This window comes from Williamsia sp., from assembly GCF_036566845.1.
In the GTDB taxonomy this organism is placed as follows: domain Bacteria; phylum Actinomycetota; class Actinomycetes; order Mycobacteriales; family Mycobacteriaceae; genus Williamsia.
This window is the reverse complement of sequence record NZ_DATCVM010000270.1, coordinates 1-20,350: the sequence shown is the minus strand read 5'-3', so window position 1 is coordinate 20,350 and position 20,350 is coordinate 1. Positions and strand designations below refer to the sequence as shown.

Here is a 20,350-nt window from a genome sequence, read left to right as displayed (position 1 = left end):
CTTTTGTGGGCGAATCTGCTATCCCGACCTCAAGGCCCCGCCGTTGACAGCTATCACCTGACCGGTCATATAGGCAGCTGCATCGGAGCACAGAAACGCGCACGTTGCGCCGATGTCGTCACTGTTTCCGACCCGCCCGATGGGATCACCCGAGAGATGTCAGGTTCACCGCGATGTAGTGGTTCCATTCATCGGGTGTGGTGTCATCGAGCGGGGTGAATCCGGAGACTCCCTCGGTGGTCACCAAGATCCCAACAGATCCGAGTTCCTTTCGGGCCGTGTCGAATGCGGCGTTGACGGATGCTTGGTCCGAGACATCCACGGCCACAGCCAGCGCCTTGGCACCCTCCGCCCGCACGTCGGTGGCGACCGGGTGCGCGGCGACGGTGTCGCGATCGAGGACGGCCACCTGGTGACCCTGGCGGCCAGATGGTGGCAGATCGATTCCCCAATCCTGATCCTCCGCCGGTGACCACCGCCACGCGTCCGGCCGTATCGGTCTGTGCGGTACCTGGATTCATCGAACCACCTGATGGTGTGGCGGGCGCGGCCGGTCAACTTCGACCGCGTGCCGCGCCCTTTCGCCGGCCGGTGGATGGCGATGGTTCAATCGAATTGATGAACGTCTCGAAGGAGGCGACAACCTCTTTGTGGGCGTCGGTGATTCCGGCTCCCTTCTCCAGGTTGAGCATCTTCGGGATGCCGGAGATGAGGGTCACCAATCCGCCGGCATCCAGAGGGAACTCGGTAGTGCCTGTGATTGACGACCGCTCGGCCAGGACGTCGAGCTGGATCTGCCGGATCCGTGCGGTGACCTGAGCGATCTCGGCTCCGATGGCGGGCCGGTGGTTACCCAGCGCCATGAACTCGGTGACCATGGCGCCCTTGGCCTCGGCCCAGCTGAACTCCCACATGACGTGTAGCGGTTCGTCGGGGCGTGCCTGCAATGCCTCCGCGAGGCGTTTCTCGTTCTGTTCTGTGCGCCGTCGGATGGCGGCGAGAAAAATGCTGTCCAGGGTGGGGAAGTAGTACTGGACGAGGCTGGATGTCACGCCCGCTTTCGCGGCGACCACGCGGTACGTGACGTTCGGATATCCGTCGGTGACCATGATCTTCTCGACGGTGTCGAGGATGACGTCCCTGGTCTTCGACGTTTCTGCGCCTACGCGCCGGGTCGATGGTGGCATCTTCACAACCTCTTCTCGAAAGTCCTGCTATTTTCGCATCCTCGGCGTGCTGTACGATTGTATAGTGGTATCAGGACTGGATGTACCGCGAAACGGAGGAACACTTGACGCTCGATTCGACTCTGGAGCAATTGCAGGCAGATGTTCGCTACCTGAAGGACCGGATTGAGATCCTGGACTGCGTGGCCCGGCACGCGCGCGGATGCGATCGCCATGACGTCGACCTGATCACCGCTGCCTATCACGATGACGCCGTCGACGAGCACGGGTACGCGTCCAATCAGGGCCCCGAATACGGTGAGTGGGCCAACGAGGTGCATGCCGCGACGTCGAAAGTGCACACCCACAACATCACCACGCACTCGTGCGACATCGATGGCGACACCGCACATACCGAGAGTTACGTGCTCGTGGTCCTGATCGGCAATGACGGCACCACGGCGCAGTTCATCAGTGGTCGTTACCTCGATCGGTTGGAGCGTCGAGATGGGCAGTGGCGTATCGCTATTCGACGGTCGACCGTGGAAGCGATGTTCCTGGGCGATGCGCGCGTACTCAAGTCGTCGTTCTTCACCGAGAAGGGGTATCTCGTGGGCACGCGAGATCGGAGCGACCTGTCGTACGAACGGCCCCTCAAATTGGACATTCCGGCACCCGCGCGGTGGTGATCGGAGTACCGTTGCCCGCGGCGCGACCCCGTGTTCTGCGTTCCATGATCCCCGGACATGTTCTGCTGCAAGGAGATAACGATGACTGATGTTCAGGTCGAGACCGGACTGCTGGCCGGCGATCAACGCATGCTGATCGACGGGGAGTTGCAGCACACCGCCAGCGGCGCGCTCTTCGATGTCATACATCCGGGTTCGGAGCAGGTGGCGGGCCAGGCGACAGACGGTACCGTCGCCGATATGGAACGTGCGGTGGGTGCTGCCCGTCGGGCCTTCGACGAGACCGACTGGTCCCACAATGTCGAGTTCCGGTACCAGTGCATCACGCAGCTGTACGACGCACTCGAACGCAACAAGGAACGGATTCGCCGGATCGTGGTGACCGAGGTGGGTTGTCCGGTCAGCATGACCGGCAGCCAGGTCGATTCCCCGATCGGCGAGGTCAAGCACTGGGCGGAGTACGGTCGTGCGTTCAACTATCTCGAGGACACAGGTGTCCACGAGACGGTGATGGGGCAGGCGCGGCACCTGATCCACTACGACCCGGTAGGTGTCGTCGGCGCGATCACACCGTGGAATGTGCCGTTCTACCTGAACATTGCCGAGACGGTGGCACCCCTCATGGCCGGGAACACCGTGGTGCTCAAACCCGCTCAGCTGACGCCGTGGTCAGGTACCGAACTCGGCCGGATCGTCGCCGAAGAGACCGATATCCCGGCCGGGGTGTTCAATGTGGTGGTATCGAACGCCAACGAGGTGGGCGCGGCGTTGTCCGCCGATCCTCGCGTCGACATGATCACGTTCACCGGGTCCACCGCCACCGGGCGGGCGATCCTCGCGGCCGGCGCCTCGACGGTGAAGAAATCGTTGATGGAATTGGGTGGCAAATCCGCCCACATCGTCTGCGACGATGCCGATTTCAGCGCCGCTCTGCCGATGGCGGCGATGATGGCCTGTGCGATGTCGGGACAGAGTTGCATCCTGCCCAGCCGGATCCTGCTGCCGCGTAGCCGTTACGAAGAGGGCCTGGCGATTCTCGCGGCGACGATGCAGAACATCCCGATGGGTGATCCTTGGCAGGAAGGCATCATGCAAGGACCGCAGATCAGTGAAATGCAACGGGACAAAGTTCTCGGCCTGATCCGGTCGGGCATCGACTCAGGCGCCAGGGTGGTCACCGGTGGCGGCATCCCGGAGGATCTGCCGACCGGGTACTACGTCCAACCGACGTTGCTCGCCGATGTCGATCCCGATTCGCAGGTGGCGCAGGAAGAAATCTTCGGTCCGGTCCTGACCGTGATCCCGTACGACACCGACGAGGAAGCGATCGCCATCGCCAACAATTCGATCTACGGGTTGTCCGGTGAGGTCAGCAGCGCCGACAACGACCGGGCGCTGCGGATCGCGCAGCGATTGCGGACCGGCAGCGTCACCGTGAACAGCAAGTCGTTCTTCGGTGTCACCAGCCCCTTCGGCGGAACCAAACAGAGCGGGTTGGGCAGGCGTAATGGTGATTTCGGTTTCAAGGAGTACCTCGAGGTGAAGACCATCGGCCAGCCGGTATAGACCTCACCGGAAGCGGGTCGATTGGGCTAGAGCTTGAACCGGCCCGCGAAACCTCGGAGCGGAATGTCCGCGCTGGTGATGATGCCCGGTCGTGCTTCGACGACGCTGCGGATCGCATTGAGTGCGGGAAGTCCGGTGACGGTCATGCCGATCGATGCGAAATCTTCCGGATTGTCGAGTTTCACACCGGGTTTCGGGAAGATCATGTGTTTGCTGTAGATGTTCGGGTCGCCGGAGATCTGGGTGATGTAGCAGCCCTTGATCTTCCATGCCGGGCTGGTGTGCGGGGTCATCTGCCATTCGAGGTGCGACTCGATGCGCGGAACGCCGTCGATCATGCCCTGATACTTGATGTAGTTGGCGCCCAGCGAACCCTTGGGCAGCTGATACCAACCGAGGTCGATGTCCTCGGTGCAGGCGCCCAACTCGTAGGAGAACGTCACCTCGTCGAGTTCGAGGCCGAAGCAGTCGGCCATGAGGTAGACGCTGTCGGCGAACACCCGCGTGTACTTCTCGAGGGACCCCGGGATGGACGGGTCATCGACCGGTTTGCCGTAACCGACCTCTATCCAGGTATCGACCGAGTGATGGCAGGAGACGTCGACCGATTCGATCACGGTGACGTTCTCGATCTCGGAGACGTCGGCGCTGTGCACAACGGCGAGAATCTGATTGAGACCGGGATTCATGCCGGTGCCGTAGAACGTCGACCCCCCGCGTAGACACGCGTCCTGCAGGACGTCGGACACCTTGCGGCCCGACGGATGGGGATGGTTCTCGTTGCGATGGTGGCCGGTGATCCAGTCGGCGGTGGTGACGATGTTGATCCCGGCTTCGAGGACCTTTTCGTAGAGCGTCTCGTCGGGAAACACCCCGTGGAAGGTGAGGACGTCGGGTCGGGCCTCGATGATCTCCTCGATGGTTCCGGTGGCCGTCACGCCGATCGGGCCGAGGCCGACGATCTCGCCGGCGTCCCTCCCGACCTTTTCCGTTGTGTAGCAGTGCAATCCGATCAGTTCGAGGTCCGGGTGCTCGCCGATCCGCTTGATCATCTCGGTGCCGAGATTGCCCGTCGCCACCTGGAAGACGCGAATCGGATCAGCCTTGGGTGTACTCACTGGAGACCTTTCGAGGGATAGAACTGCGTGGCCCACTGCCGCAGTTGGGTGAAACCTTCGTATTCGCCGCGGGACAACGCCGGTGGGTCGGAGTAACGCTGGTGAGACCAGATGTGGATGTCGGCGACGAACTGCTCGATCACCGCATCGGCGATGAGCATTGCCCCGGAAGGGATCTCGGTACGGTCATCGCCCGGTTTGCGGCCGATCCAGACACTGAACCGGATATCCGAGGTGAGGTCGTCGACGGGTGTCACGGCAGTGAGCGTGCGGTTGTCGATCATTCCCCAGCTCTTGGTCGCGGCGACCCCGAGCCCGGCGTTGATCGCCTGCACGCCACTGTTGACGTCCTCGGCCTTGGTGTTCTCGTCGAAGGCGATGGTGAAGTCGACGTACGAGGTCGGTGCGGAGAAATCGTGCCGGGTGATGTCCGGCATGAACGGGACCTTGTGGACGAACTTGAAATGTGCGAAGTCGACGCCGTTCTCCATGACGTACTGCGGATGCAATTCCAGGCTTGGGCGGAACAGGGTGGCCTGTGGATAGGAGGGGTAGTAGTCGGCGGCGGTGCAGTTGTCATCGAAGCCGGCCAGGACATCCGGAACGTCGAAGTACGGCGGGGTGCCGTCCACGTCGTGCCAGATGAAAATCGATTCGTTGAGTTCGGCCACCGGATAGGTCCGGATCCGACGGCCCTTGTTCGGGCGCTTCTCGTAGGGGATACAGACGTTGCGGCCCTGACTGTTCCACTCCCAGCCGTGGAACGGGCAGACGATGCGATCGCCTTCGACGTGTCCGCCGTAACCGAGGTGGGCGCCGAGATGCTCGCAGTAGGCGTCCATCGCCGAGACCTCGCCGGAGGCCGATCGCCACGCGACCATCTCGGTGTCGAAGTACTTCATCTTGTGGACCTCGCCGACGCCGATCTCGGCGGACCACGCCACCTGAAACCAGCCGGTGGGTTTCATCGGCAGCGGAGTTCTGGCCACTTGGCATCCCTTCGTCCAGGAGTCGCCCGACACGATCTCTGCAGAATCGTAGTGGGCTCTGTGAAAAAAAGAATAGAGGGTTGTGTGAAAACTGGCGCGAACAGGTGTTGCGGATAGAGTTGCGCGGGTGAGCGAACCGGGAGTGTTGGGCAGGCGCAGCAACAAGCGCGGCCTGGCCACTCGAGAATCGATGTTGGACACCGCAGTGCGCTCGTTGGCGACGGGTGACCCCGCGGCGGTGTCCGGGAACCGGATCGCCAAGGAGATCGGCGCGACCTGGGGTGCGGTGAAGTACCAGTTCGGAGACATCGACGGACTGTGGGCCGCGGTCCTGCAACGGATGGCAGAGCGCCGGGGTGACCTGCCGGTCAGCGCGCCGGCCGACGCCACCCTGCAGGTGCGGGTCGGTGCCATCGTCGACAACATGTACGAGGGTCTGACCGTCGGGGACTCCCGGGCGATCGAGAACCTGCGGGCTGCCCTGCCACGCGACCGCGACGAGCTCGAACGCCTGTATCCGCGTACCGCTTCGGAATTCGAATCGTGGGGTCGGGCCTGGCTGGACACCTGCCGGCGCGCGTTCGCCGGACTCGACGTCGATCCCGAACGGGTGGCCGAAGTGGCGGCCTTCATACCCGGCGCCATGCGGGGCATCGTGTCGGAGAAGCAACTCGGCACCTATACGGACCTCGAACTCGCCCGGCGCGGGATCACCAACGCGATCGTCTCGTACCTGAAGCCCGAAGTGATCTGATCCGCGGCGCAGGTCAGCTGGTGACCACCGCCGGATCGAGGCGCGTGAGTTCGTCGAGCACCGTCTGCAGCGCCGGGTTGGTGTCGTCGGTGCGCCAGGCGGCCCGCAAATCGACATCAGGGACCGACTCGGTGATCGGGATGAACACGACCTGTGGGTCGCTGGTGTTCCGGGCCACCGACGCCAGTGTGAGATGCGCGCCGACCTCGGCGGAGACCAGTGCGAGTGCGGTCTGGGTGTCAGGGGCGATCTGTCCGATCGTCGCGACAAAACCCGCATCGCGGGCAAGGCGACGTAGCCGATCGGGGAGCACCGAACCCTCGAGCTGTGGCAGCGAGATGAAGTTGTCATCCGCCAGCGCGGCGATCGAGATCTGACGGGCTGCGGCAATTCGATGGGTGTCGGGTACCGCCACCACCAGGGAGTCGGTCATCACCACGAGCGCCGAGACCTCCGCTGGGATGACATCCCACCGACCGAAGTTGATGTCGGTCTCGCCGCTGAGGAGTTTCGCCATCGACGGTTGCGCGAAGTTCTGGCTGGACAGTTCCAATGCGATGCCCGGACGACGGGAGCGGACCTCGCGGGCCAATCGGGCCACCAACCGGTGCGTCGACACACCGGCAAACGCGATGCGCACCACACCGATGTCCCCGTCGTCGGCTCCGCGCACCGCGTCGCCGGCTCGTTGCACCGCCTGCAACACCTCGGTCGCCGGACCGATCAGCGCCTGCCCGCTGACGGTCAACCTGACCGAACGGGTGTTGCGCACGAACAGGGACGTTCCGAGGTTCCGCTCGAGTTGTTTGATGATCCGGCTCAGTGCGGGCTGAGCCATGTCGAGTCTGGCGGCGGCTCGCCCGAAATGCAGTTCGTCCGCAACAGCCAGGAACGCGCGTAGGTATGCCACGTCCATACGGCGGAGACGCCTCCTCGGTCAATTATTGCGATAATTGTATTACAGATCGTTGTATTGAGTATTGGACCGATCGTAATAATGGCGCAATAGTGTTCGTCATGGACACGCTCAATCCGGACGTACCCGACGACGTCTTTGCCGATATCCTCAAGCAGGTCAGCCAGTTCGTGCGGACCCGGGTGGTGCCCCGCGAACTCGAGATCGCGAACACCGACTCGATACCCGATGACCTGCGAAACCAGGCCGCGGAAATGGGTCTGTTCGGCTACGCGATTCCCCAGGAGTGGGACGGGCTGGGGCTCAACCTGATCCAGGACGTCGAACTCGCGATGGAACTCGGCTACACCTCGTTGGCGCTCCGTTCGATGTTCGGTACCAACAACGGCATCGCCGGTCAGGTTCTGGTCGGTTTCGGAACCGACGAGCAGCGCTCACGGTGGTTGCCGGGCATCGCTTCCGGTGATGTTGTCGCATCGTTCGCGCTCACCGAACCCGGCGCGGGTTCCAATCCGGCCGGCCTGAAGACGACAGGGCGCGCAGACGGTGACGGCTGGATCATCGACGGCGGCAAGCGATTCATCACCAACGCGCCGAACGCCGATCTGTTTGTGGTCTTTGCCCGGATCTCGCCGGCTCCGGAAACCGGCAACGGCATCGCCGTCTTCCTGCTCCCGGCGACAGTGGAAGGGATCGAGGTCGGTCCGAAGGACGCAAAGATGGGGCAAGAGGGTGCGTCCACGGCCGAGGTCAGCTTCGATGGCGTCCGCGTCGGTCCCGAGGCACTGGTCGGTGGCAACGCCGATGTCGGATACCGCGCCGCGATGACCTCACTCGCGCGTGGGCGGGTGCACATCGCGGCCCTCGCGGTCGGCCAGGCCCAGCGGGCACTCGATGAATCTGTTGCGTTTGCGGCATCCGCCACGCAGGGTGGTACCGCGATCGGTGATTTCCAACTCGTGCAGGCAATGCTTGCCGAGCAGTTCACCGGTGTGATGGCGGGCCGCGCGCTTGTGCGCGATGCCGCGCGGGCCTGGGTGACCGAAACCGATCGCCGGATCGCTCCGTCTGCGGCAAAGCTGTTCTGCACGGAGATGGTCGGCAAGGTCGCCGATCTGGCCGTTCAGATCCACGGCGGGTCCGGATACATGCGGGACGTGCCGGTGGAACGGATCTATCGGGACGTCCGTTTGCTCCGCTTGTACGAGGGAACCAGTGAAATTCAGAAACTGGTCATCGGTGGCGGCTTGATCCGGGCCGAGAAGAAGAGGTTGTCGTCGTGACCCTGCCGCTCGCGGGATTCACCATCGTGTCCGTCGAGCAGGCGGTGGCGGCGCCACTGGCCACGCGCAATCTCGCCGATCTGGGTGCCCGCGTGATCAAGGTCGAGCGGTTGGACGGAGATCTGGCTCGCAGCTATGACCATCTCGTCGAAGGTACGGGCGCGCATTTCGTCTGGCTCAATCGTGGCAAGGAATCGATTGCCGTCGACCTGAAGAGCGCTGAGGGCATCGACGTCGTACGTCGGCTGATTGCGCAGGCCGACGTCTTCGTCCAGAATCTGGCACCCGGTGCGGCAGAGCGACTCGGGCTCGGTGCCGGAGATCTCCGAGAATGGCATCGAGAACTGGTGGTGGTGAACCTCTCCGGGTTCGGTGCAGGTGGTCCGCTCGAACAGCGGAAAGCCTACGACATGCTCATCCAGGCCGAGGCCGGGCTCATCTCGGTCACCGGCACACCGGACACTGCGGTGAAGACCGGGATACCAACGGCCGACATCGCATCCGGAATGTATTGTGCGCAAGCAGTTCTCGCGGCCCTGCTGCGCCGGGCCACCACCGGGGAAGGCGCGGTGGTCGACGTGTCGATGCTCGAATCGACCGTCGAATGGATGGGTCACGCCATGTACACGCAGATGTACAAGGGCACGCCCCCGCCGCGAATGGGACTGAGCCACATCTCGATTTCCCCCTACGATGCATTCCCGACCAGCGATGGACAGATTCTGATCGGGGTGCAGTCCGATCGCGGCTGGCGAGCCCTGGTTACCAACGTGCTGGGCGCGCCGGAACTGGCGGACGACCCGCGCTTTCTCACAAACATGGCACGCGTCGCCAATCGTGCCGAATGCGACGCGGAGGTGAGCGCCCGTACCCGGCCCCGTACCACCGCAGACCTCGACGCCGCACTCGAGGCCGCGGGCATCCCGGCCGCACAGATCAAAGGGCTCGATCAGGTGATCGATCACCCTCAACTCGCCGCGCGCAACCGGTGGCGCACGATCGGGACCGAACACGCACAGGTCGACGCGTTGCTGCCGCCGGCCACGTTTGACGACTTCGAGGCACCGATGGGTGACGTGCCGGCCCTGGGGCAACACACTCATGCGTTGCTCGTCGAGGCCGGTCTCACCGACGACGGCGCGGCGAGCCTGATCGCCCGCGGTGCTGCGCTCCAAGCTCCTCGCTGAACATCGCAAACCCCCATCGAAAGGACACCATGCTCGCCAACCGCACTGCCGTCATCACCGGAGCAGCCCAGGGCATCGGCCTGGCCATCGCCCGCACGCTCGCCGAGAACGGTGCCCGCATCGTGATCGGTGATCTCGACGAGGCCAAGGCCAAAGAGGCTGCGGCGTCGTTGCCGACCGAATCGATCGGTGTGCGTTGCAATGTGACCTCCGCCGACGACGTGGCAGCGCTCCTGGCTGCGGCGACCGACACGTTCGGTTCTCTCGATGTGATGGTGAACAACGCCGGAATCACGCGTGACGCCACTATGCGGAAGATGACCGAGCAGCAGTTCGATGACGTGATAGAGGTCCATCTGAAGGGATGCTGGATCGGAACCCGCCTGGCGTCGGGCATCATGCGCGGCAGCGGTGGCGGATCGATCATCAACATGTCATCGATTTCGGGCAAGGTCGGGATGCTGGGACAGACGAACTACTCGGCGGCCAAAGCCGGAATCGTCGGTTTGTCGAAAGCAGCAGCCAAAGAGGTTGCGCACCTCGGTGTTCGGGTCAATGTGATCCAGCCGGGCCTGATCCGCACCGCGATGACCGAGGCCATGCCGCAGAAGGCGTGGGATTCGAAGATGACGGAGATCCCGATGGGACGCGCCGGCGAACCGGACGAGATCGCCTCGGTGGCGCTGTTCTATGCCTCCTCGATGTCGTCGTACATGACCGGCACCGTCGCCGAAGTCACCGGCGGACGCCACATCTGAGGCTCGTCAGTCACCCGGCCTCTCAGTCGGAGACCCCGGGGCTCGATTCGTGGTGACGGCGGCCGTGTGTCCTTCTACGTTCCTTCATCTCGGCCTCGAAGACGTGGCGGACTCCGCCTTCCAGCTCGTCACGGACTTGCCGTTCGTGATCGCGGAACACCGACCAGTAGGTGTCGTCGAACTCTTCGACGATCTGGAATGTCCATCGCCCGTCGATGACGTTCCGGCCCACCAGGTCTTCGTCGAGCCGGTCGGCGATGGCGCCGTGTCCGGCCGCGCGCAGGTCGTCGGTGGCGTCGCCGAGGAGTAGGTCGGTATGTCCCATCAGCTGGTGGAACGAGTACAGATGGCCTCGGGCACGTTCGAGGCATTCCAGGGCCTCGGACAGTTTGCCGACAGCCGCCACGGTGTCGTCATCGACACCTTCCGGGCGTCGACGGGCGGGCAGTGGTTCACCAGTGACTTCGGACACAGATGTCAACGTACCCCGCGCAGGGCGAGATCAATCCTGCGACAACCGGTTTCTGCCGATCCTCGGTGAGGAGACGCGGACGACGTTCGGTGCTTCCGTGGACATCACTTCGATCCACCACGCATCGAGCGGGCTCGGAGCCGGCCAACGGACATCGGGTCGACTCCACATCTCGATCACCTCGTCCACGGTGGCGTGCAGGTCGAGTACCTGCTCGAGGTGCAGGGCGGTGATCGGGCAGGATGTCGCAGCCTGTGCCGTCGCTACTGCAAACATGGCGCTGGTTGACTCCGCTCTGGCCCGGGCTTGTTCGAGCGCCTTCAGTCCGACCGACGCCAGGAATGTGGTGCGGGTCAGGTCTACGAGGAGATTGGCCGGGTCGTCATCAAAGGCGTTGTCGATGGCCTGCCGGAGAGGGCAGATCGTCAGCAGATCGATCTCGCCGCACACCGACAGAATGGTGACGGTTTTCCGTTTGGCGGTCGAGATCGCGAACGGCGTCCAGTCCTGGGCCAGAATACTTGTACGTGCGGCGTCTTCGTCGATGGTCAAGATCGCTCCCCTTTACCGGAGTCGGGAGCGTAGGCGGATCAGAGAACTGCCTACGCGACACGCGGCTAGTCCTTAACCTCAAACCATCCTTGCAGCGTTCACCACCGCGCGCAACCCTCCGACCATCATCAATCGCCGAACGGTGGGAACTCACGGTGTGGTGTTGGCCGCGGCTCCGATTCAGATGGCGTCGACCGAATAAGCGTGCCGCAGAAGGAGTTTCGACGGGCTCACAGCTCAGCTGCCGTTGTTCTCGGCGATCATGGTCAGACGTTTCAGGCATTCCTCGAGTCGTGGTGCCACGGTCAGCCGCTGGATGTTGTCGGGAATCCACCGGAGAGGTACGGATTCGGCGGTCTCGTCCATCGTGACCAGCGACCCGTCGCCGTCTTTTTCGACGCGCAGCCGCACTCTCGCGGTGCCGGCGGGCAACGCGCGGGCCGACAGTACGAGCAATCCGGCCGAGGACTCCAGCGACTTCGTCTGGTCGTCGATCAGGGCCGGCCACAGACCCACCGAGTGCTCGATCTTCGATCCCGCCTGTGGCCAATCCCGGTCCACGTTCCGGATCCGCGAGGCGCCCACCACCCATGAGCTGTAGAGCCAGCCGTTGGACAACACGGACCACAGCTGAGCCGGAGTGGCGGACGTCTTGCGTTCGACCTCGATCATCAATTCGGTCCTTTCGTCTGCGGGTTCTACTGCGATGGGAACCGGCGTTGTCAGCCGGGCAGGGTCTCTCCGCCGATGGGGGCGAGTACTTCGCCGCTGTAGTAGGACGACATGGTTTCCGAGGCGAAGAATACGTACGACGGTGCTATCTCATCTGGTTGAGCTGCTCGGCCGTACGGCACCTGCTCACCAAAATCGGCCACCTTGTCTGCGGGCATTGTCGCCGGAATCAGCGGAGTCCACACCGGTCCGGGGGAGACGCAATTGACGCGGATCCCGCGGTCGAGCAGGCTCTGCGCCAGTGAGTACGTCAGCGCGATCACCGCTCCCTTGGTGACCGAATAGTCGATGAGCGTTTTGTTGCCACGCAGGCCGTTGATGGATCCGGTGTTGATGATGGACGATCCGGGGCGCAGATGTTTCAGCGCTGCGTGGGTGACGTGGAAGAAGCTGTTGATGTTCACGTCGAACGTTCGCTGCCACTGCTGCGGCGTGATGTCTGCGAAGTCGTCGACCACCTGCTGGTATGCGACGTTGTTCACCAGAATGTCCACCCCTCCGAGATCTGCGACGGCGCGTTCCACCACCTCGGCACAGTGCTCGGGATCGGCGAGATCACCGGGATAGATTCGGCACTGGGCGCCGGCTTCTTCCACTTTCGTCCGGGTGTGTTCGGCGTCGGCGGTTTCTGACAGATACGCGATGGCGACATCGGCACCTTCTTTGGCGTAGGCGATGGCCACTGCACGACCGATGCCCGAGTCGCCGCCGGTGATCAGGGCTTTCTTGCCTTTGAGAAGGCCACGGCCCTCGTACGACGCCATTTCGTCGTGTGGCTGGTCGATCATGTCGCCGGTGGAACCGGGGTAGGGGATCTTCTGGCGTGGATGCTCGCTCATACGCTCGGGGATACCCCCTGGTCGCGCGCCAAAACATCATCGGGTTCAGGGATTGCGGACGAGTTCAGAGATCGCGGACGCGCGCGCACACCGAGTCGTAGATCGTCAGCAGATCGGCGTCGGGTAGATCCGATGCGCACGCGTTGACCCATTCGTCGAAAGCGCAGTGGATGGTCAGCTGCGCGACCTCGAGGATCATCCGGACGCGTGAACGTGTTGTCGCCGAGCATGTTTCGTTGACCAGGGCCAGCCATCGCCGGGTGTTCTCGGCGTAGCGTCCGGGTGCGGCCTTGGCGAGGGCGGGGTTGGTGCAGACCAGTTTTCGAATCCGCAGCACCGTGGCGGCGACCTCGCTCTGGTCGCGCCGAAACCTGATGATGGTGCCCCGAAAGGCCTCCTCTATGTCCGCCAGGGAAAACGCGGCGAGCGACTCCTCGGTGGCGCAGGCCGCGGTCAGGCAGGTGTGCGTCGCCTCATCGAATCCGTGCGTGTCGCCGAGGATGGACTCCTCCTTGGTGGCGAAGTAGCGAAAGTACGTTCGCGGGGAGATTCCGGCGGTCCGGGCGATCTCGTCCACCGTCGTCTCTTCGAACCCGTGTCGTTCGAACAGGTCGAGAGCTGCCCTCTGGACCTCGAGTCGCGTCTCGTTGCGGCGCCGGGTCCTTAGATCGACTGCGATGCCGGTTGGGGAGGCTGGCATGGCCGCGACTCTACGTCACTTGGTGTCAAACTGGCAGTCACTGCCATTTGGGTTATGCTTCGCTGGTTGTTCAGCTGCTACCGGAGTGGATGTGATCGTGACCGAAAGTGTGGATGTCGGCGTCAGAGCCGACCGTCGTGGCCAGAGCCCGGCAGGCAGTGCTCTCCTGATTACGCTGCTGCTCATCGCGGCCTTTGTGGTCATCCTCAACGAGACCATCCTGGGTGTCGCCCTGCCGACGCTGATGCATGACCTCGACATCTCGGCGGCCACTGCGCAGTGGTTGACCAGTGGCTTCTTGCTGACGATGGCGATTGTCATCCCCACCACCGGCTTCATCCTTCAGCAATTCAGCATCCGCTGGGTGTACGTCGCGGCCATGTCGTCGTTCACCATGGGCACCTTCCTCGCTGCGATCGCGCCGGGCTTCGAGGTCTTGATGCTGGCCCGGGTGATCCAGGCGGTCGGCACCGCGATGATGATCCCGTTGCTGATGACGACCATCTTGAATGTGGTGCCCGAGCATTCGCGCGGCCGTGTCATGGGGCTGGTCTCCGTGGTGATCTCGGTGGCACCCGCCATCGGACCCACCGTGTCCGGCCTGATCCTCGAGTCGTTCAGCTGGCGGGCGATGTTCTGGATCGTCTTGCCGGTCGCGGTTGTGGCATTGATCCTGGGCGGCATCCTCGTGCGCGATGTGGCAGAGCGACACCCGACGCACCTGGACGTCATCTCGATCCCGTTGTCGGCCCTGGGCTTCGGCGGAATCGTATACGGGCTCAGCAGCATCGGAGAGTCCTCGACCGGAGACACCCCGGTGCCGCCGTGGATTCCGCTGGTTGTCGGTGTGGTCTCGCTGGGCCTGTTCGTGGTGCGGCAGATGAAACTCGTGGAGCGTGGCCGGGCTCTGCTGGATCTGCGGACCTTCAAGATCGCCCAGTTCAGGTTGGCGGTGTTGCTGATGGGCGGGCTGATGCTCACCCTGTTCGGCGCGCTGATCCTGTTGCCCCTGTACCTGCAGTACGTTCTGGACAAGAGCGTCCTGACCACCGGCCTGGTCTTGCTTCCGGGCGGACTCGTGATGGGCCTGCTCGGACCGCTCGTGGGTGCACTCTTCGATCGGTGGGGCGCGCGACCCCTGGTGTTGCCCGGCACGATCGCCATGAGTGTCGGCACGTGGCTGCTGGCCACACTCGACGCCGATTCCGCCTTGTACATGGTCATCACCGCTCACGTGATCTTGAGCGCCGGCATCGCATTCGCGCTCACCCCGTTGATGACCTCGGCACTGGGCTCGTTGCCGCGCGAGCTGTACTCGCACGGCAGCGCAACCGTCAGCACGATCCAGCAGGTTGCCGGCGCCGCGGGCACCGCGCTGTTCATCACCTTGATGACCCGGGGAATCGAATCGTCGTCCGATGACGGGAACTCCGCTGTCATCGCGAACGCGGACGGGATCCACGCGGCGTTCCTCGTCGGCGGTGTCATCTCGGTTCTGCTCGTTCTCGCGGCGACTTTGGTGCGATCCGCTGCCAAACCGGCCACGGTGGAGGTCACCGCGATCTGAGTGAACCGCCGCAGAATATTCGGTGAAGTCTGACGCCGATTCCTCTGAGCGTGAGCACATCTCGCTACGCTTGGGCCAGTGATCTCTGACGGCCGGACACAGCAGTCCGTGGTGGTTCGGGCCGTTGTTGCGGCAATGGTTCTGGTTGCGCTCGCGATTGCCGCCTATCTGGTCCCGCTCCCATCGGTGGAACGCCTCCGCGAGTGGGCAGACTCGCTCGGCTTCTTCTTCACCGCACTGTTCTTCCTCAGCTACGCAGTGGTCACGGTTTTCCCGGCGCCTCGGTCGGCATTCAGCGTGTCCGCGGGGTTGCTCTTCGGATCGGCCACCGGGTTCATCGGCTCGATGCTGGCGACAACGTTCGCGGCGGTCGTGGCCTTTGTCCTGGTCCGCCGCTTCGGGCGCGAACGGATCAAACCCTATTTGCGGTCTCCGGTGGCCCGTTCGATCGAACGCCGGATGGAACGCCGCGGCTGGCTTGCGGTCGGCTCGCTCCGGTTGATCGTCCCGTTTCCGTTCACCGCCACCAACTACATCGCCGCACTGTCATCCATCAAATTCGTTCCGTATCTGGTGGCCACGATCGTGGGAGTCATGCCGGCCACCGCTGCCGTCGTCATCGTCGGTGACGCACTGGCCGGGAACGGCAGCGCCGGCATGATCGCGATCTCGGTCTGCCTGTTCTCGCTGGGTGTCATCGGCTTGTCGATCGATGCGTGGATGGGCACACCAGATGCCGCGGCTCAACCCGGCGAAGAGGCCGCCGACGACGACGCCCGCTGACCAGGGGAGGCGTAGCGCGTCATCGGGGCTGGTCCGAGGCCCGGACCGCGGCGCCGGCGGCGGCCGTTCCGCTTGCCTCGATCTCGAGCTGCCGAAAGTACGGGATCACCTGATCGATGATCGCGGCGTTATATGCCTCGGGCTGCTGCATCGGATTGGCATGCCCGGTACTCGGCATCCGCACCACGAGCAGCCGTCCGTGTGGCCCACCCGTCTCCGCGAACAGAAGCTCCTGCGAGTAGTTGACGTCGACCACCGGGTCGTCGGTACCGAAGTCCGGGCGCATGAACACGATGGCGGGAAACGGACGCTTGTCCGCGGCGTCGTCGATCGCCGCGAGATCGTCGGTGGCGCCGGAGGCGACGATGGCGCGGAACTGGGACTGGATCAGGCCATTGCTGGCGCTGTTCGGATTGAAGATCTTCTGTCGAAGTACCCCGCGAGCTGTGGTGATGAACGCTCCCGGGTCGAACACCGGATGCGCTTCATCGTCGGTGACGAGGAAGCGGTCTTTACGCGCCGCCATTTCGACAACCAGGCGCAGGCCGCGGCTCTCTCTGGCACCGGGCAGCCAACCCATCCAGCGGAGCAGGTCCTCACCGGCATCGCGACTTTGTGCCCGGACGGCGTGCAGATTGATCGGTGTGCAGTCGAGGATCACCGCTCGCAGTTGGACGTCGGTCTCATCGACGATGTGCGTGGCGACTTCGAGCGCGATGATGCCACCCATGCTGTGCCCGATCAGGACGATCTCGTCGATGCCCAGCGACAGTGCGTAGGTGGTCACGATCCGGCTGATCACCGCGGTGTCGATACCGGCGTTGTCGTATTGCACTGCCCACACCTGGCCGATACCGGACAGGGCGGGAAGTGACCGCGCGGTTCTGCTGGCATCAAGATTGCCCAGGCCGACGAGGTCGACGACTGCGGTATCGCTGTCGGCTGGATCGGCGGCGTCGAAGATGTGATGTATCTGAGGCTGGGTCGTCGCCAGACGCTCGCGCTCGGGTGCGACGTCGTGCGCCCAATACTGGGAACACAGGATCATCACCGCCAACACGACAAAACCGATACGGACCATCGAACGCCGCAGACCGCCGAAATGAATCCAATTGTGACCCAGGCGAGTTGATCGAAGTGTGTCTTTGCGCCGCTCATCGCTCCAGTCGTCGACCGGATGCGCAGATGTGTGCAGATCGCCTGCCATGCTCTCCAGCGTAGCCACGTTCTCTGGCTCCCGAACTCGGCGGATTTGCGGGGGCGTCCATCCAGTCCCGGGACCAGAGCCGCATGGTCGGAGCGTGTGGAGGTTGCCGGTTGTCGGGGACCGACGGTGGGCCGACTGTGTATGTGATTCCATGGCATACATGGACTTCGGCATCTCGACATTTGTCACCGACGAGGGAGTTCGCCCCGATGTGCTGGGCAAGGCACTGGAAGAGCGCGGTTTCGATTCACTGTTCTTGGCCGAGCACTCTCACATCCCGGTGAACCGTGAGTCGCCTTATCCCGGTGGCGGTGACCTGCCGCGGGTCTACTACCGGACTCTGGATCCGTTCATTGCGCTGACTGCCGCAGCGGGTGTCACCTCGCGGTTGCTGCTGGGGACCGGAATCACACTACTGGCGCAACGAGACCTGATCCATACCGCGAAAGAGGTTGCGACGCTTGATCTGCTCTCCGGCGGACGGGTCGCCTTCGGTGTCGGAGTCGGGTGGAACCGGGAGGAGATGCGCAACCACGGGACCGATCCGCGGACACGGGGCGCACTCATGAATGAGCAACTCGCCGCCCTGAAGGCCATCTGGACACAGGAGCAGGCCGAGTTCCACGGGGAGCACGTCGACTTCGATCCGATCTTCTCGTGGCCGAAGCCGGTCCAATCACCGCATCCGCCGATCTACGTCGGTGGTGAGAGCTCTGCGGCGCTGACACGGCTGGTCGAATACGGCGACGGATGGCTTCCGCGAGGCCACATCAGCGCGGATGAACTCATCGGGGTGCGTGCGATGCTGGAACAGCGCGGCCGGACCGACGTTCCGTTCACCATCTTTGCGGCCGGAAAGTCTGCCGCGGCTCTCGACGGGTACGCGCGTGCCGACGTCGAACGGGTGACGTTCCTCCTGAAGACAGCTCCGGAGAACGAGACGATGCGCCGGCTTGACGAATTGGCAGCCGCCGCGGCACCGTACCGCTGATCCGATGGACCCCGACAACGCCAGGGGGTCGCTGGACATCGCGCGAGCCGAGGCAATCGAATTGATCGACCAGATGTCGGCGAGACTGGCATCCGTTGTCGATGCGGCGGCGGAGGCAACCGCCGACGACGAGCATGATCCGGAGGGGTCGACGCTGGCATTCGAACGGGGACAGCTCGTCGCCCAGATCGAGAGATCTCAGGTCAAAGTGGTCGAGATCGACATCGCGCTCGAGCGGATCGCGCTTGGTACATACGGGATCTGCGAGCGCTGTGGAACGCAGATCGGGCCGGCTCGCCTCGAGGTGCTGCCCGCGGCCCGGCTGTGCATCACGTGCGCGAACGCGCGGGATCAGTCCAGGCATTGGTGAGTAGCAGACACGAAGGAGCCACACGATGAACACATTTCAGAAGGTCGCAGCAGCAGTCAACAAGGTTGTTGTGGCGGCGATCGCGATCCCGGGCCTGGGCAAACTCGCCGGTGGTTCGATGGTGGTGATCAGCTACACCGGCCGCAAATCCGGGAAGTCGTTTCGGCTGCCGGTGAGTTACAAGCGCACCGGCGACAAGGTTGTCATCATGGTGGCGTTGCCCGACAAGAAGAACTGGTGGCGCAACTTCCTCGGCGAAGGTGGTCCGGTCACCCTGGCGCTGCCGGGCGGCGACCGGACCGGACACGCCGTCACCCACCGCGGTGACTCCGGATCGGTCACCGTGACCGTCACGCTGGACTGACCGAAATCGGTTGATGGATTATGGTAATTCGGCGCTGAGGTCCACGGTTCGACGGTGGTCTAACTGACGGCAGCGGGCTGTGACAGTCGAGTCAGCACCAGTGGCTGTTCGTCGGTGATCGCGATCGTGTGTTCGCTGTGTGCGGTACGTGATCCGTCGGCAGAGCGGATGGTCCAACCGTCGGGGTCATAGACGATCTTGTCCGTGCCTGCGGCGAACCATGGTTCGAGGGCGAGGGTCAGCCCCGGGCGCAGCTTGAGTCCGCGGTTGGCGCGACCGGTGTTGGACACGTGTGGATCTTCATGCATGGTTCGCCCGAGCCCGTGTCCGCCGAACTCGGTGTTGACGGGGTACCCGTACTCGGCTGCCACCGCCCCGATCGCTGCCGAGATGTCGCCGAGCCGGTTGCCGGGCAGTGCGGCGGCAATTCCTGCTGCCAGCGCTTGTTCGGTGGCCGCGATGAGTCGTTCATCCTCGGAGCGTGGTGCGCCGACGATGATGGTGCGCGCGCAGTCGGCGACCCACCCGTCGATGGAAACCGCGATGTCCATGGTCAGCACGTCCCCATCCGCCAATTCGTAGTCGTGTGGAAGCCCGTGCAGGACAGCATCGTTGACCGAGAGGCAGATGACGTTGCGGAACGGACCGCGTCCGAATGACGGTGCATAGTCCCAATAACATGACGTGGCCCCGCGCTGGGCGATCAGCTCGCGGGCGCGCATTTCCAGGTCGAGTAGGTTCACGCCCGGGTGGGCGCGGTGTTCGAGATCGTCGAGCGATTCGGCGATGAACGTGCCTGTTACGCCCATCGCTGCTACTTCGCGTGGTGTCTTCAGTTCCAGCACAAGTGGTTCTCCTCATCTGGGCAATTCCGGTATTAAAATACCACCATAGAGGATGGGGGGTATTTTCATACCGCAGGGGCGCTAGACTGTGCGAATGGTGCGTCTCCCTCTGACTCCGGAACAGTTGGCCGTCGGCAGGCGGCTTGGCCGTCAGCTTCGACAGGCTCGTGGTGATCGCACACTCGCCGATGTCGCGCAGGCGGCTGGAATCTCCCCGGAGACCCTTCGAAAGATCGAAACCGGACGTCTGGCGACACCCGCATTCACGACGATTGTGGCCCTCGCGCGAGTGCTTCCCTTGTCGCTCGATGAGCTCGCTGCCATATGTCTTGGGGAGGCGGATCTCCAGCAAACGGTTTAGCTGGAACTCCGTAATGCCTCATGTCAAACTGCCCGCGAAACCGGACTTGATGCCTCACATATTTTGCCCGCGAAATGTCATCAGCTGGCGGTGACTCGGATCCTTTTGTGTACATCGGGCAGTGCACTGGGAAACGTGGCG

At 63.5% G+C, this 20,350-nt stretch carries 25 protein-coding genes; 12 read left to right on the top strand and 13 right to left on the bottom strand.

Annotation, left to right across the window (positions count from 1 at the left end; genetic code table 11):
* Positions 1–18 precede the first annotated feature (18 nt).
* The 3 genes from VIQ49_RS25855 to VIQ49_RS25845 form a co-directional block, all read right to left on the bottom strand.
* On the bottom strand, positions 19–114 hold the full coding sequence (locus tag VIQ49_RS25855; protein WP_331889579.1) for an SDR family oxidoreductase: 96 nt from the start codon (positions 112–114) through the stop codon (positions 19–21).
* 31 nt (positions 115–145) lie between these two features.
* A complete protein-coding gene (locus tag VIQ49_RS25850; protein WP_331889490.1) occupies positions 146–409 on the bottom strand; it encodes an SDR family NAD(P)-dependent oxidoreductase in 264 nt (87 codons plus the stop codon).
* 145 nt (positions 410–554) lie between these two features.
* Complete coding sequence (locus VIQ49_RS25845; RefSeq protein ID WP_331889488.1) at positions 555–1,187, bottom strand: TetR/AcrR family transcriptional regulator; 633 nt, start codon at positions 1,185–1,187, stop codon at positions 555–557.
* Between the two features lie 80 nt (positions 1,188–1,267).
* Here VIQ49_RS25845 and VIQ49_RS25840 point away from each other — a divergent pair, with 80 nt between their 5' ends.
* Positions 1,268–1,855: a nuclear transport factor 2 family protein gene (locus VIQ49_RS25840; protein ID WP_331889486.1), complete on the top strand. Its 588-nt coding sequence runs from the start codon at positions 1,268–1,270 to the stop codon at positions 1,853–1,855.
* A gap of 81 nt (positions 1,856–1,936) precedes the next feature.
* Positions 1,937–3,421: an aldehyde dehydrogenase family protein gene (locus VIQ49_RS25835; RefSeq protein ID WP_331889484.1), complete on the top strand. Its 1,485-nt coding sequence runs from the start codon at positions 1,937–1,939 to the stop codon at positions 3,419–3,421.
* Between the two features lie 26 nt (positions 3,422–3,447).
* Here VIQ49_RS25835 and VIQ49_RS25830 read toward each other — a convergent pair whose 3' ends face one another.
* Positions 3,448–4,473 carry a dihydrodipicolinate reductase gene (locus tag VIQ49_RS25830; RefSeq protein WP_331889577.1) on the bottom strand — a complete coding sequence of 342 codons (1,026 nt, stop codon included), beginning with the start codon at positions 4,471–4,473 and terminating at the stop codon, positions 3,448–3,450.
* Positions 4,474–4,535: 62 nt separating this feature from the next.
* Positions 4,536–5,528 carry a Rieske 2Fe-2S domain-containing protein gene (locus VIQ49_RS25825; RefSeq protein ID WP_331889482.1) on the bottom strand — a complete coding sequence of 331 codons (993 nt, stop codon included), beginning with the start codon at positions 5,526–5,528 and terminating at the stop codon, positions 4,536–4,538.
* A 190-nt stretch (positions 5,529–5,718) separates the two neighbouring features.
* Between VIQ49_RS25825 and VIQ49_RS25820 the strand changes: the two genes are divergently transcribed.
* Complete coding sequence (locus VIQ49_RS25820) at positions 5,719–6,282, top strand: TetR/AcrR family transcriptional regulator (RefSeq protein ID WP_331889575.1); 564 nt, start codon at positions 5,719–5,721, stop codon at positions 6,280–6,282.
* Between the two features lie 13 nt (positions 6,283–6,295).
* On the opposite strand, the gene VIQ49_RS25815 is transcribed toward VIQ49_RS25820, so the two are convergent.
* Positions 6,296–7,198, bottom strand: coding sequence for a LysR substrate-binding domain-containing protein (locus VIQ49_RS25815; RefSeq protein WP_331889480.1), 903 nt, complete (start codon positions 7,196–7,198; stop codon positions 6,296–6,298).
* A 101-nt stretch (positions 7,199–7,299) separates the two neighbouring features.
* On the opposite strand from VIQ49_RS25815, the gene VIQ49_RS25810 reads away from it, so the two are divergent.
* From VIQ49_RS25810 to fabG, 3 genes are read left to right on the top strand one after another with little or no spacing between them, the layout of a single operon-like run.
* Positions 7,300–8,481 (top strand): acyl-CoA dehydrogenase family protein, encoded by a 1,182-nt coding sequence (locus VIQ49_RS25810; protein ID WP_331889478.1) that lies wholly within the window; start codon positions 7,300–7,302, stop codon positions 8,479–8,481.
* Complete coding sequence (locus tag VIQ49_RS25805; RefSeq protein ID WP_331889476.1) at positions 8,478–9,668, top strand: CaiB/BaiF CoA-transferase family protein; 1,191 nt, start codon at positions 8,478–8,480, stop codon at positions 9,666–9,668. The genes VIQ49_RS25810 and VIQ49_RS25805 overlap by 4 nt, the downstream gene beginning before the upstream one ends.
* Positions 9,669–9,697: 29 nt before the next feature.
* Positions 9,698–10,426: a 3-oxoacyl-ACP reductase FabG gene (gene fabG, locus VIQ49_RS25800; RefSeq protein WP_331889474.1), complete on the top strand. Its 729-nt coding sequence runs from the start codon at positions 9,698–9,700 to the stop codon at positions 10,424–10,426.
* A gap of 22 nt (positions 10,427–10,448) precedes the next feature.
* On the opposite strand, the gene VIQ49_RS25795 is transcribed toward fabG, so the two are convergent.
* The 5 genes from VIQ49_RS25795 to VIQ49_RS25775 all read right to left on the bottom strand — a co-directional run bounded on the left by VIQ49_RS25795 (position 10,449) and on the right by VIQ49_RS25775 (position 13,721).
* Positions 10,449–10,898 (bottom strand): hypothetical protein, encoded by a 450-nt coding sequence (locus VIQ49_RS25795; RefSeq protein ID WP_331889472.1) that lies wholly within the window; start codon positions 10,896–10,898, stop codon positions 10,449–10,451.
* A 30-nt stretch (positions 10,899–10,928) separates the two neighbouring features.
* Positions 10,929–11,450 carry an STAS domain-containing protein gene (locus VIQ49_RS25790; protein WP_331889470.1) on the bottom strand — a complete coding sequence of 174 codons (522 nt, stop codon included), beginning with the start codon at positions 11,448–11,450 and terminating at the stop codon, positions 10,929–10,931.
* A gap of 237 nt (positions 11,451–11,687) precedes the next feature.
* A complete protein-coding gene (locus VIQ49_RS25785) occupies positions 11,688–12,122 on the bottom strand; it encodes an SRPBCC family protein (protein WP_331889468.1) in 435 nt (144 codons plus the stop codon).
* A 50-nt stretch (positions 12,123–12,172) separates the two neighbouring features.
* The gene (locus tag VIQ49_RS25780) at positions 12,173–13,021 is read right to left on the bottom strand and encodes an SDR family oxidoreductase (protein ID WP_331889466.1); all 849 of its coding nucleotides are present in this window, start codon (positions 13,019–13,021) and stop codon (positions 12,173–12,175) included.
* A gap of 64 nt (positions 13,022–13,085) precedes the next feature.
* Complete coding sequence (locus tag VIQ49_RS25775) at positions 13,086–13,721, bottom strand: helix-turn-helix domain-containing protein (RefSeq protein WP_331889464.1); 636 nt, start codon at positions 13,719–13,721, stop codon at positions 13,086–13,088.
* 97 nt (positions 13,722–13,818) lie between these two features.
* On the opposite strand from VIQ49_RS25775, the gene VIQ49_RS25770 reads away from it, so the two are divergent.
* Together VIQ49_RS25770 and VIQ49_RS25765 are read left to right on the top strand one after the other, a co-directional pair.
* The gene (locus tag VIQ49_RS25770) at positions 13,819–15,288 is read left to right on the top strand and encodes an MDR family MFS transporter (protein WP_331889462.1); all 1,470 of its coding nucleotides are present in this window, start codon (positions 13,819–13,821) and stop codon (positions 15,286–15,288) included.
* Between the two features lie 78 nt (positions 15,289–15,366).
* Entirely contained in the window at positions 15,367–16,071 is a 705-nt protein-coding gene (locus tag VIQ49_RS25765; protein WP_331889460.1) for a TVP38/TMEM64 family protein, read from the top strand.
* Between the two features lie 19 nt (positions 16,072–16,090).
* Here VIQ49_RS25765 and VIQ49_RS25760 read toward each other — a convergent pair whose 3' ends face one another.
* Positions 16,091–17,278 carry an alpha/beta hydrolase gene (locus tag VIQ49_RS25760; protein ID WP_331889458.1) on the bottom strand — a complete coding sequence of 396 codons (1,188 nt, stop codon included), beginning with the start codon at positions 17,276–17,278 and terminating at the stop codon, positions 16,091–16,093.
* A 160-nt stretch (positions 17,279–17,438) separates the two neighbouring features.
* Here VIQ49_RS25760 and VIQ49_RS25755 point away from each other — a divergent pair, with 160 nt between their 5' ends.
* The 3 genes from VIQ49_RS25755 to VIQ49_RS25745 are packed head-to-tail and all read left to right on the top strand — an operon-like array spanning position 17,439 to position 19,003.
* On the top strand, positions 17,439–18,269 hold the full coding sequence (locus tag VIQ49_RS25755) for an LLM class F420-dependent oxidoreductase (RefSeq protein ID WP_331889573.1): 831 nt from the start codon (positions 17,439–17,441) through the stop codon (positions 18,267–18,269).
* A gap of 4 nt (positions 18,270–18,273) precedes the next feature.
* Positions 18,274–18,639, top strand: coding sequence for a TraR/DksA family transcriptional regulator (locus tag VIQ49_RS25750; protein ID WP_331889456.1), 366 nt, complete (start codon positions 18,274–18,276; stop codon positions 18,637–18,639).
* A gap of 25 nt (positions 18,640–18,664) precedes the next feature.
* Entirely contained in the window at positions 18,665–19,003 is a 339-nt protein-coding gene (locus tag VIQ49_RS25745) for a hypothetical protein (protein WP_331889454.1), read from the top strand.
* 59 nt (positions 19,004–19,062) lie between these two features.
* Here the strand turns inward: VIQ49_RS25745 and map are convergent, their stop codons facing one another.
* Positions 19,063–19,848, bottom strand: a complete 786-nt coding sequence (gene map, locus VIQ49_RS25740) for a type I methionyl aminopeptidase (RefSeq protein ID WP_331889452.1) — start codon at positions 19,846–19,848, stop codon at positions 19,063–19,065.
* A gap of 94 nt (positions 19,849–19,942) precedes the next feature.
* On the opposite strand from map, the gene VIQ49_RS25735 reads away from it, so the two are divergent.
* A complete protein-coding gene (locus tag VIQ49_RS25735; protein ID WP_331889450.1) occupies positions 19,943–20,209 on the top strand; it encodes a helix-turn-helix transcriptional regulator in 267 nt (88 codons plus the stop codon).
* Positions 20,210–20,350: the final 141 nt, after the last annotated feature.